This window comes from Paenibacillus sp. FSL E2-0201, assembly GCF_037963325.1.
Taxonomy (GTDB): Bacteria; Bacillota; Bacilli; order Paenibacillales; family Paenibacillaceae; genus Paenibacillus_AQ.
This window is the reverse complement of record NZ_CP150154.1, coordinates 4,890,604-4,904,160: the sequence shown is the minus strand read 5'-3', so window position 1 is coordinate 4,904,160 and position 13,557 is coordinate 4,890,604. Positions and strand designations below refer to the sequence as shown.

The 13,557-nt window shown below is 53.3% G+C and carries 11 protein-coding genes; 7 read left to right on the top strand and 4 right to left on the bottom strand.

Going from position 1 to position 13,557, the window contains the following annotated elements; translation table 11 throughout:
- The first annotated feature begins 328 nt into the window (after nucleotides 1-328).
- Nucleotides 329-544 (top strand): hypothetical protein, encoded by a 216-nt coding sequence (locus tag NSU15_RS22275; RefSeq protein ID WP_231573871.1) that lies wholly within the window; start codon nucleotides 329-331, stop codon nucleotides 542-544.
- Here NSU15_RS22275 and NSU15_RS22270 read toward each other — a convergent pair.
- The 4 genes from NSU15_RS22270 to NSU15_RS22255 form a co-directional block, all read right to left on the bottom strand.
- Nucleotides 534-3,371 carry a GxGYxYP domain-containing protein gene (locus NSU15_RS22270; RefSeq protein WP_052414689.1) on the bottom strand — a complete coding sequence of 946 codons (2,838 nt, stop codon included), beginning with the start codon at nucleotides 3,369-3,371 and terminating at the stop codon, nucleotides 534-536. The two genes, NSU15_RS22275 and NSU15_RS22270, sit on opposite strands and share 11 nt — an antisense overlap.
- Before the next feature lie 190 nt (nucleotides 3,372-3,561).
- Nucleotides 3,562-4,362: a response regulator gene (locus tag NSU15_RS22265; protein WP_042130102.1), complete on the bottom strand. Its 801-nt coding sequence runs from the start codon at nucleotides 4,360-4,362 to the stop codon at nucleotides 3,562-3,564.
- Nucleotides 4,355-4,681 (bottom strand): ATP-binding protein, encoded by a 327-nt coding sequence (locus NSU15_RS22260; protein WP_249923480.1) that lies wholly within the window; start codon nucleotides 4,679-4,681, stop codon nucleotides 4,355-4,357. The genes NSU15_RS22265 and NSU15_RS22260 overlap by 8 nt, the downstream gene beginning before the upstream one ends.
- Nucleotides 4,612-6,198 carry a sensor histidine kinase gene (locus NSU15_RS22255; RefSeq protein WP_081389717.1) on the bottom strand — a complete coding sequence of 529 codons (1,587 nt, stop codon included), beginning with the start codon at nucleotides 6,196-6,198 and terminating at the stop codon, nucleotides 4,612-4,614. The genes NSU15_RS22260 and NSU15_RS22255 overlap by 70 nt, the downstream gene beginning before the upstream one ends.
- 178 nt (nucleotides 6,199-6,376) lie before the next feature.
- Between NSU15_RS22255 and NSU15_RS22250 the strand changes: the two genes are divergently transcribed.
- From NSU15_RS22250 to NSU15_RS22225, 6 genes are all read left to right on the top strand, one after another.
- A complete protein-coding gene (locus tag NSU15_RS22250) occupies nucleotides 6,377-7,708 on the top strand; it encodes an ABC transporter substrate-binding protein (protein ID WP_042132371.1) in 1,332 nt (443 codons plus the stop codon).
- Between the two features lie 41 nt (nucleotides 7,709-7,749).
- On the top strand, nucleotides 7,750-8,637 hold the full coding sequence (locus NSU15_RS22245; protein WP_042130098.1) for a sugar ABC transporter permease: 888 nt from the start codon (nucleotides 7,750-7,752) through the stop codon (nucleotides 8,635-8,637).
- 12 nt (nucleotides 8,638-8,649) lie between these two features.
- Entirely contained in the window at nucleotides 8,650-9,462 is an 813-nt protein-coding gene (locus NSU15_RS22240) for a carbohydrate ABC transporter permease (RefSeq protein WP_042130096.1), read from the top strand.
- Between the two features lie 45 nt (nucleotides 9,463-9,507).
- A complete protein-coding gene (locus NSU15_RS22235; protein ID WP_052414688.1) occupies nucleotides 9,508-10,143 on the top strand; it encodes a TIM barrel protein in 636 nt (211 codons plus the stop codon).
- Nucleotides 10,144-10,420: 277 nt separating this feature from the next.
- A complete protein-coding gene (locus tag NSU15_RS22230) occupies nucleotides 10,421-11,137 on the top strand; it encodes an MgtC/SapB family protein (RefSeq protein ID WP_081389062.1) in 717 nt (238 codons plus the stop codon).
- A gap of 194 nt (nucleotides 11,138-11,331) precedes the next feature.
- Nucleotides 11,332-13,449: a DNRLRE domain-containing protein gene (locus tag NSU15_RS22225; protein ID WP_052414685.1), complete on the top strand. Its 2,118-nt coding sequence runs from the start codon at nucleotides 11,332-11,334 to the stop codon at nucleotides 13,447-13,449.
- The last annotated feature ends 108 nt before the right edge of the window (nucleotides 13,450-13,557 follow it).

Here is a 13,557-nt window from a genome sequence, read left to right as displayed (position 1 = left end):
ATCGTCTTGCTGATTTGTTTCGGAAATTGAGAGGATGAACGGGTTAGTCAGGGGCACCTCCTTAGTCAGAATAGAGAGGTAAATGCAAATATAGATTTATATTAAGGTATATTACGGGTTATGCTATCCGTCTTAAAAGATAGTACATTAGGTCTATAATCAAGATGGAAAGGGCACACAGCATAGCCGCTTTCTCAACGGGTTTGTTTCTAATATCATTTGAAATGGCGTCACTACTGCCGGAAAGATTATGGGGGCTGGCTTTATTGGATATTCCTGATCCCGGGCCATTTTCAGAACGATATCCTTTTTGGGCTATTCGTGCCGAGTGCCGGATGGACATATGAACTGGGGAGATTATTACGATCTGGAGGCTTTGATTCGCCTGCAGGCGGGAATCAAGGCATATTGGTGTTTGCAAGCCGGACAGGTACTGACTCACAGGGAACAGTTGCATATCGGCAAAAACAGACGGGGTGAAGCGGTTGAAGCCGCCTCATCCCGTCTGTTATGGTTTTGCCCGTTTACGGATATTAATTATTGATCACGCTGTCGATCGTCAAGGTCGCCTTGTCCTCGAAGCGCACGCGGTACTCAAGCTTATGTCCGGGCTGGGTATGGTTGAAATCCAGGGTGAAATCCTGATATTGATTGGCGGCTGAGAACTGTTGGCGGGTAAGCTGTCTCTGAATGATGGTCTCGCCGGTAGTCGCATCCCGGACGTCGATTGTGGCGACTACATCATTGTCGGTGCTGTTGTTGTTCACCTTCATGCGGAAGGTGATCTTGTGTGCACCTGCAGGAACGTTGGCATCATAAGGGCCATACAGCATAAAGCCGCTGTTGTCCTGTGCTGGGTCCGCCTGCCAGCCACCTTCAACTGCGCGTCCGATGGTATGGCTGATTACGGAGCCTTCAGCTTCGTATTTGCCGATGTTCTTCGTAATCGTTACCTTGTCGATATTCACAGCGGAGTTGTCGTGATAGTAGGCTCTGAGCTCAAGCTCGTGACCGGTGGTATTATTGAATGCCAGACTGAAATCCTGGTGTAGGCCGCTTGCCTTGAACTGGCTGCGATACACATCGTACGATGTGAGCACTGCGCCAGTTGTGTTGTCCCGCACATCAAGGGTGAGGACTTTGTCGTTGTTGCCGGCCAGTGAATCTATTTTGATCCGGTAAGTTGCCGTCAGCTTGCCTGCAGGATAAGTAGAAGCATACGGTCCCCAGAGCATAAAGCCGGGACTGTCCTGAGCAACGTTTGCTGTCCAGCCATTGTCTTCCGCGCGACCGACACTATGGCTGAACGGGGAAACGGCATAGCTCGTATTCTCGGCTTCCAGGCGCGCGACGAGTGTGTCCGGATCAACCGGCAAACCATTCTGTTCCCTCATTAATTGGAAATAAGTATCGGTACGGACAAAGACGACATTTGGATTGGATGAAAAGCTATTTACTGTGGTGACAAGATCCTCGTAGTTGGTCTGCCATGGATTCGCCTGAATGGAAAGGAAACGCGGCGACTGGCCGTTCCAGCTAGCGATTCCCTGATTGATCTCGTGGATTAATGCGTTTGCAGAGTCGCCATAGTTTACGTTGAGACCTTGTGCAGGCAGCAAACTATTGTAAATGTCAATGCCACCTCCGCTTTGCTGCGTGGTAAGCCCAAGCAGGGAAGGAGCATTGTTGGCAAAACTGTTGCCGACGTTGCCATTTATGCCACCGTTGATGAAATTCCAGATTGTGGCCACCTTCAGGCCGCTGCGCTTCATGTAATCATCGGATTGGGCTATGAACTGGTCAAGGTAGGCCTGGTTGCTCCAGAAATTCGGATAGGTATATCCGATGCCACTCGGCCCTGAGATGAAAGCGTCATTCTCTGTGGCTGTGTTGTAATAATAGTCAAGCACGCCGGGCATTGCATCGAGCATCGCAGGTGAGATAGTCCAGCCCAACGGCACGGTACCACGGCTGGCACTGTCCCAGAGATTGCGGAAGCGGCGTTCCATGTATTGCAGGTTGTCGCCGTCGCTCATGATCAAGGAAACGTAGATTTTATTTTCCAGCGGTATTTTGTTCGGCGTGGGCTTGACGGTGACGGTACGCGATGTGCCGGCAAACACCGTTAAATTGTTGGAATAATCGGCGGCAACCGTTGATATGCCGTATTCCGATACACGCTGCACACCGGAGGCTTCATCCGGCCACCAGCCCATGTATACGGTGCCGGCAGGCATATCGGCTAAGAATTGGCGCAGCAGGGCATCCTCTGCGGGTATTCTCGGGTCGAGCCAAACGACGGAGGCTCCCATGGCGGCGGCATAGTCTCTCAAATGTCCCGGCAGCTTCGGATCGAGGCCGACCAGCACCCGATGCGTTGTTTGCGGCCAGTAATTAGCTTTCAAGTATTCGTAGACCTGGATCTTGGTCGTGAAGTCATTCCTCAGATCTTCGAGAATCGGCAGGTTGTAGGGGGCGGACGTCAGCTTCTGGACCAGCTCAGGACCCGCTACGATACCATTTTGTACAGAGGCAATTGTGGCTGCGAGATTAAGCGTGTCCGGCACATTGTAATCGTAGACAACAATGCCGCTGATCTCATTGCGATATTTGGTTAGAAGCGACCATTTGTCTGCGACATCTGTATACCCGAGTCCCAGCGAGTTCGCCCAGGTGTGGCTCCCCTCTTCCTCGCCGAGTGTGTAAATACGCGGCTGGGATTTAGCCAGCAGCCCCTTCAGGGAGGTGAATAGGTTGGACGCATCTACCAGACTGCGCGGTGAAGATCCAACGCTGGACAGACCGACATAGGAGGTGCCCAGCCAGCGGACCCTGAACTCAAGCGCATGCCCGGCCGTGGCGTTGGTGTAGGTTAACTCGAAGCGCTGGAAGGACCCTGCAGAAGTCCATTCCTGGCGGGTGAGCGTGCGGGTTGCGAGAATCTGATTGGCTGTATAATCGTATACGTCGATCGTGACGACATTATCGTTGTTGGCCGTATTGTTGTCCACGAGCAAATTGTAAAAGGCTGTATTGATGCCGGTCGGAATGTCCGTAGCATAGGGCCCGTAAGCGATCAGCTTGTTGGGTGTGTCCATAGAGGTGCGGGCTGCCCAGTAATCCTGATGATCCTTCGTTGCTGCTAGGCCCGTCTCATGCTGGATTTGCGATCCTGTTGCACCGTAGGAGTAATCAGTCTTAAGACCTATAGCATCCAGCGTAGATGCCGGTGCGGATAAGGTCGGCAGTATTTGTGATGAAGGCCAGGTGACGGCGGCGGAAACGGGGGAAGCGCTGGCGAATATTCCCGTACCCGCAAGTATGATGGTGAAGACTGAGAGAAGCCTATTTCTAAATCCCTTTTTTGGCATAATCAAACTCCCTTCAATTTTTTGAATCCGTTTACATGATGCTGAATTGAAAGTGTAAACACTCCTCTCCAGGAAGTCGGAACATGCACACTCATGCTCACGGTATTAATAATAAATATAAATAACATATTAGTCAATAATACTTTTATATCATTTATGATTAACCATATCATTTGCAACACTAACCAGGCTAGTGATTCTCCTGCTTGCCTATTGTCAGGCTGAGGCTGTTGTCGTAATTGTTGCGGAACGCACCCGGCGTTTGTCCTGTCTGCTGCTTGAAGACGAGCATGAAGTGCTTCGGACTCTGGTAGCCGCATATGCTAGCGACATCGTAGATTTTGAGCGGCGTCTGTGACAGCAGATACTTGGCCCGCTCTATTCTCGCTTGTGTAATATACTCGGAAACCATTGTTTCCGTACACTGTTTGAACAGACGACTGATGTAGGCCGGATGCAGATGGACTAGCTCCGCCAGACTCTGCAGCGTAAGATCACCGTCCAGATTGTCTGCGATATAGGATTTAATTGCAGTGATGACATGCTTGTCGCCATGCTGCGATGCACCCTCCTCAAACATAATGGCTTGTCCGGACGTTTCGCTCTGGATCTGTGGCACAGGTGTGCTCCGGTCAAGCAGACGCTCAAGTGCCAGAAGGAACGCTTTGCGGTTTACCGGCTTCAGCATGAACTCGCCGACACCGATACGGATAGCCTGCTGAGCATACTCGAAATCCCCGTAGCCGCTAATGATCATTAAAGGAACGGAAGGGTAAAGGGCCTTGGCTCTGCGCAAGAAAGTCAACCCATCCATTTCCCGCATCCGAATATCGGAGATGATCAGATCAGGCACATTCGCATGCAGATGCTCTAGTGCCGCTTTGCCATGCTCCTTTTCTGTCACCGCGTATTCACCCGGCAGGGTATGCACGAGTTGAACAATGCCTTTGCGAATGATCTCCTCATCTTCAACGACCAATACTTTACGCAATTGAATCCCCTTCCTTTCCGATTGGGAGCACAATGGTGAAGCAGGCTCCTTTACTGTGCGTCATTTCTATCCGCAAGCCATAGGGTTGACCATAGAGCAGCTTGATCCGCTGATCGAGATTGCGGAGTGCCACTCCGTTTCGCCGTCCTTCCTGCGCGGAGGACAGGGGCTTCTGAATCGTCTCGCCTAGCGAGTCTAGCAGCCGGGCAAGTGCCTGTGCCGTCAATCCCGGACCGTCGTCCCGGACTGTCAATAGAAGCTGCTCGCCCTCCCCGCACGCCGAAATCCACACGTTTCCGCCTTCGGGCTGGTTCTCAATACCGTGACAGATTGCGTTCTCGACGAGCGGCTGCAGCAGCAGCTTTGGAATGAATAGCCCCCCCCGAGCGCCGGATCGGCATCAATGACGACGTGCAGGCGAGTACCAAAGCGGAGCTGCTGAATGTAGACATAGGACTCGATAAAGGAAAGCTCCATATGCAGCGGAACGAGCTTTGAACGAGTATCAATGGTGTAGCGCAGCAGGCTGCCCAAGGCAGAGACCATATCTGAAATATCGTACTGCTGCAGCTGGATGGCCTTCATATTAATCGACTCGAGCGTGTTATACATAAAGTGCGGATTCATCTGGCTCAGCAGCGCCGCGATCTCGGTATCCCGTTCCTTCACTCCAAGCTCGTACACCTCGCTCATCAGGCGCTCAATCTCCGAAGACATGCGATTAAAGCCCCTGGCGAGCTGACCGATCTCGTCCCGGCTTGTTGCGGGTAGACTTTGCTCGAAGTCGCCTTGCTGCACAAGCTTCATTTTGTTGCGCAGCTCGGTAAGGGGGCGGCTTATCCGGTTGGAGAAGTAAAAGGCCATTAAGACCGCAGCAAGCAGGCAGACGCCGCCGATCCACAGGGACAGCCTGCGCAAGGGCAGTGTCTCCTTGATCAGATTATGGCGCGGGATCAGACTGACCACCTTGAGCCCAGTCTGGTTCGAGGTATGGGTCACAATCAGAAAGGTCTTGCCTCCAATCATCGTCTTCGATACCCCGCTTTCGGCGGTAAAGGAGGAGTCTTTCAGCAGCTCAGACACGTCTATAGCCAGCCCGTCAATATTCTGCTGATAAAACAGCTCTTTGTTTCCATTCAGTACAAGCAGGCTGCCGATCTCGTCGTACTTGAAGTTGACGGCAAGCTGTTCGAAAACATCCAGCCTGAAGTCAACCTTGACGATGCCGAGCGACTCCATGCTGCCGGGTTCGATAATAACGCGCGCCAGCGAAACATAGGGTTTGGGCTTCGTCTCGATCAGATAGTCAGGATAGTGCTGAGGCAGCGCCAACCATGCTCCGTTTGCGTGAATCACTTCTTGGAACCAAGCCTGCTTCCCCCCGGTATAATGAGGCTTGATCAGATAGGGGTCCATATTCGTGAAGACATCGCCGTTATTTGTAATAAAGTGAATTCCGCGTATTTCCGGCCTGAAAAAGGACGAGCCGGCCAGATAGTGGAAGATTTGCGACCGTTCCTGCGCTGTCGGATGAATGTTTGCGTATTCAGAATTTCCGTACTTTTTGAGCAGCCTGACAATCTCCGGATTGTAGAGCGGCAGCATGGACAGCTGCTGTTTTTCCTCAGTGAATACTTTATCCAGGCTTGTGTTGATTTGAACGACGATCTGTACGGCATAGTCAGCTGTTCTCCGCTCAATCGTTTTGGAGAAATCAAGAAACGTCACAACTCCCTGCACACCGAGCGGTACAGAGATAAGGAGGATGAAAATAAGGAGGATTTTGGAGGATAGTGTAAAATGTCTATACCTAAAAAGCTTATAAAGCGTTTGCATATGAATTCCCCCAATGCATAGACTTTGATTTTGATCTTACCATTTCCGCTAATAAAGACAATAGAATTGTAAATGCCGTTAAAAAACCGTACCAAATCTTAAACCAGTGCTATTATATTGTGAAAGCGGATTCAAATATACTGAAGACATATCCAAAGCGAGGGGGAGAAGAATGAAAATGAAAAAATCAATCGAAAGGTTTGTTATGCTAGCGGCGCTCGTTACCATTGTGGGCGGCTGCGGAGGCAACAATGAAGCGGGAAGCGGAACGCTTTCGTCCAGCACGGCTCCGGAGCAGGCCTCCGGCAAGCCGGTCGAGCTTACTTTCTATTATCCGATCCAGGTCGGTGGAGCGCTCACCGCAACGATCGAAAGCATGGCCGAGCAGTTTACGGAGGAGAATCCCGGTATTATCGTCAAGCCCGTCTATACCGGTTCCTACGGCGACACAACACTGAAGACGCAGGCAGCCGTAGCCGGCGGCAATCCGCCGGATGTTGCGGTGCTGCTCGCAGCCGATTTGTTCAGCTTCATGGATATGGACTCGATTATGCCGCTGAATGACTTCATTGCCAAAGACGGCGGAAACGATTTCTTGGATGACTTCTATCCGGCGTTCATGGAAAACTCGCAGCTTGACGGAAAGACTTACAGCCTGCCCTTCCAGCGCAGCAACGTCTTGCTCTATTACAACAAGGATGCTTTCAAGGATGCCGGGCTCGATCCGGAAAAGCCGCCAACCACCTGGGACGAGCTTGCGCAGATGGCTAAGCAGCTAACCAAAGACGGACGCTGGGGGATTGAGATTCCATCGTCCGCGCCGACTTCCTCCACATGGATGTTCTCCGCCTTCGCGATTCAGAGCGGCAAAAACTTGATGAGCCAGGACGGCAAGGAAGTGTACTTTGATACGCCGGAGAACGTGGCGGCGCTTCAGTATTGGGTAGATTTGTCCAAAAAAGACAAGGCCATGCCGGAAAATGTCATCGAATGGGCGACGACGCCTTCCGACTTTCTGGAGCAGACGACGGCCATGATGTTCCATACGACCGGCAATCTGTCCAATGTCCGTCAGAATGCGAAGTTTGATTTCGGGGTGGCGATGCTTCCGCAGAATAAGCAGTTCGGCAGTCCGACCGGCGGGGGCAACCTTTATATTTTCAAAGGGATCAGCCAGGCACGGCAGGAGGCAGCCTGGAAATTCATTAAATTCATGACTGATCCGGAGCGTGCGGCGCAGTGGAGCATCGACACAGGTTATGTGGGCGTCCGCAAGTCTTCCTATGAGACGGATACCATGAAGAAATATACGGAAGAGTTCCCTGCTGCGCTTGTGGCGCGTGACCAGCTCCAATACGCAAAAGGCGAACTGTCGACGCATAACAGCGGCAAGGTGACAGCGGCGCTGAATGACGCTATTCAGGCGGCGCTGCACGGCAAGATAACACCGTCCCAGGCGCTGAAGAACGCGCAGGCGGAAGCTGATAAGGCACTGGAGTCATTCCGGTAAACTGATAGAACGGTTCACAGGATAAGAATGGAGGAATCATCATGTTTAGCTTGCTGAGCAAGAGATGGAGATCGGAGGCGTTCGCTTGGGGACTGCTGGCCCCATCCCTGCTGTTTTTGGCTGTGTTTACGTTTTACCCGATTGGAATCACCGTTGTACAGAGCTTTTTTACGAAGAATCTGGCAGTGCGCGAGCCTGTTTTTGCGGGCTGGGATAACTATTCGCAGCTTTTCTCGGATTCCCTGTTCCACAAAGTGATGATCAATAACTTCTGGTACATGCTCGGTACGGTGCCCGGAGCGCTGGCGCTCGGGCTGATCTTCGCGCTGTTCGCGAACAGGGCGCTGAAATTCCGCGGGTTTGTGCGAGTATCCTTTTTTTATCCCAATGTCGTTCCGATGATCGCTCTGGCCAATGTGTGGCTGTTCATTTATACGCCTGAATATGGTCTGCTCAGCAGGCTGTCGGATGCGCTTAATGCGGGTTATACCGCATGGCTTGGCTCAGAGACATGGGTAATGCTGGCGCTCATCGTGATGATGGTGTGGAAGGAGGCCGGCTACTTTATGATCTTCTATCTGGCAGGTCTGCAGAACATCCCTAATGATCTGTATGAAGCGGCACAGGTAGACGGTGTCAGCAAATGGCGGGCCTTTTGGCGAATCACCTTTCCACTGCTCATGCCGACGACGCTGTTTGTGCTGATCGTTGCTTTGACGAATGCCTTCAAGACAATCGATCAATTGTTTATCATGACGCAGGGCGGGCCGAACAATGCGAGCAATCTGCTGCTCTACTATATCTACCAGCAGGCGTTTTCCTACTGGGACTTTGGCGTCGCCGCGGCATCCACGATCGTCATGATCATACTCATGCTGCTCATCACCGTCCTCCAGTTCAGGCTGGACAAAAAGATCCATTACAGATAGGAGGCAGAACATATGGCCACACTGGGCAAAATATCTTACTCCGCCTTGATTTATATCATCGCGGTCATCTGGGCAATCCCATTGCTATGGGTTATATACATGGCTTTCCGGCCGGAGGACTTGTCGTTGTCAGCGGGCTTCACGTTCCGCTTCACGCTCGAAAATCTGAAGTATGTATGGGGAGCCGCTCCCTTTACGACCTATTTCACCAATACATTAATTATTGTCGTCGGCATTTTCGGCGTTCAATTGATTACGGTGACAATGGCCGCCTATGCTTTCGCCCGGCTGCACTTCACGTGTAAGAATGTCGTCTTTCTGATTTTTCTTGTGCAAATCATGATTCCCGTAGATGTGCTTATCTTCCCGCTGTATACCGTGCTGAAGGATCTGTCGCTGCTCGATACGAAGCTTGGAATCATGATTCCCTATTTCGGCTCCGCGTTCGGTATCTTCCTGCTGCGCCAGTATTTTATGACCATCCCTGCGGATCTCGAGGAGGCCGCAGAGATGGAAGGGGCCTCCAAGTGGCGTATTCTGTGGACGATCTATTTTCCGCTCGCGCGTCCGGTGCTCCTCTCGTTTGGTCTTGTATCGGTCAGCTATCACTGGAATAACTTCGTCTGGCCGCTAATCGTGACGAACTCGGTGGAGAACCGTCCGCTCACCGTCGGGCTTGCCTTGTTCGCCAAGGCTGCGGAGACGGGCGCACAGTGGTCGGTCACAAGTGCGGCGACGCTGCTCGTTATCGTACCGCTGCTGCTCGGCTTCCTGTTCTTCCAGCGGAAGTTCATTAACAGCTTCGTCAGTTCGGGCATCAAGTGAGGAAATTGAAGACAAACATTAATGTATAAGTGGGAGGAAACGAATATGGCTGAATGGCTACAGAAGGATTACAGCATTTCGACTTTGACCTGGATCGGCCTGCCGCTCACGGAGGCGTTGAACCGGCTGACCGCTTCGGGCTGGCGCCATATCGAGATTATGGTCGAGGACGGCCACCGAGAGCTGCTTGACTGGAGCGAGACGCAGCGGACAGAGCTTGAACGCTGGAGCAGGGAAGAGGGCATCTCCTGGTCGGTGCACGCTCCTATCCATGGGGTAAACGCCTGCGCGTCCGACCCTGAGACGATCGAAGCGGGTCTGGCAACGCTGAAGCAGGCGATCGGCATCGCGCATAGGCTGGATGCCGCCTACGTAGTGCTGCATCCAGGCGAGTATAAACGTGCTATCCCGGATGTCGCCACCGATCCGGACGGCTATGCGGCGGCGCGTGCGGATTGTCTTTCCCTTTGCGCATTGTTCTTAAGAAGGCTGATTAATGAGACGGGCGGCGAGGCAGGCATACCGCTCGCGCTGGAGAACGTACCGCCGCGCCCCGACCGCTTCGGCTCGGACTGCGGATTTCTGCTGGAAGCAATTGCCGCAGCAGGCACCTCGCGAGTGCGCATTCTGCTTGATGCCGGGCATGCGCATTTGTGCGGGCCGGGCCGGGCCGGGCAATAGCCGAGCTGCGCAAGTGCAAACCTCTGCTGATCGGCATGCATATCGGCGACAACCACGGCGAGCGGGATGAGCATCTGGCCGTCGGCAGCGGTACAGTTCCGTACCGCGAGCTTGCCGCTGAGCTAGGAGAGGACGGAGAGCGGCTCATTTGGGTGCTTGAGACGGGCAATGAAGCGGCGGCTGCCGCATCGCTCAATCCGCTGGAAGCTTGGCGGGCACCGCACCGGGCTGCCCGGGGGGATTCGCTGCCCGAGCATGAGCCTGGCGGCGGAGGGGCATGACGGTGCTGACGAACCATCCGGAGTTATGGCATATCAGCATCTACGAGCTGAGCCTCCGGATTCTTATCTCTATCCTGCTGGGCGGCATTATCGGATGGGAGCGGGAGCGCGGTCAACATCCGGCTGGCTTCCGCACGCATATTCTCGTCTGTGTGGGTTCGACACTCATCACACTGACATCGATCTACGGCTTCGCGCAATTTGCCTACGAAACCAATGTCCGCATGGACCCTGCACGGCTGGCCGCGCAGGTGGTGAGCGGCATCGGATTCCTCGGTGCAGGTACGATCATGCGGCATGGCGGCAACGTTTCGGGTCTAACAACGGCCGCATCCCTGTGGGTGGTCGCAGCTATCGGCATCGGAACTGGCGCGGGCTTCTATTATGCGTCGGCGCTGACAACCGTTATCGTATTTGTCAGTCTGTTCATCCTGAACATCATAGAGAAGAAATGGTTGAGAGCGGGGCGCAAGGAGGAGTATTCAATTCTGCTTGATGAGGATGGGGATATTGAAGCCTTTTTTCGGTTTTTATCCGACGAGCATATCGCAATCCATTCCATGAAGGTGGAACGCAGCAGAGCGGAATCGGTCATCCAGATCGACTTTGTCGTGAAGAATGGCAAACGGGAAGTCAAAGAGAAGCTTGCTTCGATGGTTGCTGGCAAGCCGGGATTCCTGAATGTCGAAGTGAACCGTACCTTTCAGTCCTGATCTTGCGTGGGCATAGAGTCTGACAGCTGTGAGTTGAGGCGGGACGCGTATTGGGGAGTTGAACAACGGAAGGGAGGCGAGGCAGAGACGGCCAAGAAGACAGGAGAGGCTGGACTAAGCCGGTCCGGCGACCGGAAAAGCGTAAATGTTGCTTTGTAATGTATCTATTTTGTGTAGCAAAAGGAGGAATTTTCATGAAGACGCGTAAAAAGAATTCGTTTTCCCGCAAGCTGTTCCTTTATGCTTGCAGCATGCTGATTGCTGCATCCGCCTGGGGGGGGACTGGCGCACCGAAAGCAGATGCGCTCAGCGCCCCTGCATTGCTGACCCAGATGCTGAGTCCGGATGGTTCGGTTATGATTGCCGCTCACAAGGGCGATTGGCGCGGGCATCCGGAAAATTCGCTGTCCGGCATTCAATCCGCCATTGACATGGGCGTCGAGATGGTGGAAATCGATGTTCGCAAGACATCGGACGGCAAGATCGTGCTGATGCACGATCCCGACGTGAATCGGACAACAAACGGTACAGGCGACGTCATGAATCTGACACTCGCGCAGATCAAGGCACTCAAGCTTCGTGAAGGGCAGGGGGGATCGGGCGCAGCGCTGACTAATGAGACGGTGCCGACACTTGAGGAAACGATGAATCTTGCGAAGGGCAAGGTGCTGGTCAACCTCGACAAATGCTGGGATATTCGAGACGATGTCTGGAATGTGCTGGTCAGCACCGGGACGACCGCCCAGGGGGTGTTCAAGAGTACGGCCTCTAATACAGTCGTGGATTCCTGGCTCGACTCGAAGTCTCCGCGTCCTCTGTATCAGGCGGTCATTACGGATTCCGACAACAACCTCTCCGATCTGGATGCACTTATCGCCGGTGCGAACCCGGATCTGTACGAGTTGGTGTTTGAATCCGAATCCAGCGCCGTCATCTCCAGTACTACAGTGAATAAAATCGCTAACGCAGGCAGAAGAGTCTTCGTTAATACCTTATGGGCATCCCTTAACGCCGGACACACCGATGATATGTCCGTCAGCAATCCGGACAGTGGCTGGGGATGGGTCATCAACAGGGGGGCTGGTTTCATTCAGACAGATCGCCCGGCACAGCTTGCCGCGTATCTGAATTCGCGCGAGCCGCTGGAGTCCGGCTGGGCATCCAAGGATATCGGCGCGGTGGGTGCGAGCGGCAGCGCGGGGAGCCGCAACGGACAGTTCACGCTGAGCGCATCCGGATTCGACATCTGGACGGCGGCCGACCAGTTCCGCTTCGTGTATAAGCCGGTTGCGGGGGACGTGACGATTACAGCCCGGGTCAAGAGCCAAGACAACACGAGTGAATGGGCAAAAGCAGGAATAATGATTCGCGAATCGCTCGACCCAGGCAGCAAATTCGCCGATGTCGTCGTCACGCCTGCTCACGGAATCAACTTCCAGCGGCGCCCTGCGACGGGCCAGAATTTATCCAATACGACAGGGTATACGGACGAGGCATCCGGCGGAACGGGCTACTATGTGAAACTTGTGCGGAGCGGCAATACATTCACGGCGTTCGCTTCGGCAAGCGGCAGCTCATGGACACAGATCGGAAGCGCCGTGACGGTATCAATGACCGGCACCATCTATGTCGGATTGGCCGTAACCTCGCATGATAACAGCAAGGTCGGCAGCGCGACTTTCGACAATGTGGCAGTTGCGCCGGCGAGTCCGTATACGTTTACGACGGTGTCTCTACAGCAAGGTGTTTCCGGCTACACCGACACGAGGGATGCGCATGTGCTGGAGAATTATCCCGACCGCAACACGGGAGCAAACGGGGAGCTGGAGATTGCCTCCTACTCAGGTGCTGACACGGACGAGAAACAAGCGTTAATCCGCTTCTCGATCCCGTCCTCGATCCCGTCTGGTGCGATCATTACCAGCGCGCAACTGCGTGTAAAATTAACCGGAACGCGTAACGGAACTGTCAAAAAGACTGTGGGTGTAAAGGAAGTAACCGCTGCTTGGAGCGAAGGGACGGGAACGGGGATTGACGGACAGTCCGTGGCAGGCGTTAACTGGAACAACAAGCCGGGGTATGGGACTGCCACGATTGATCAAACAACAGTCAGCAGCACCAAAAATGCATGGTATACGTTTAACGTAACGGATCTGGTGCAAAGCTGGGTAAACGGCACCAAGACGAACAACGGCTTCGTTCTGCTTGAGAATATTGTGAACAGCGCATCCGGAACCAAGGATTTCGCATCCGCGAACAACGGCAACACGGCCAACCGGCCGGGCCTGATCATTACGTACCGGCTGCCATGAACCTGGACGGCCGATCCTGCCCTAGATTCAGAGCAGGATTGGTCATTTTTTTTTGTCCCTATCCAATAATTTAAGCGGCTGTGTTTGACTAAATGCTATAAATGATAT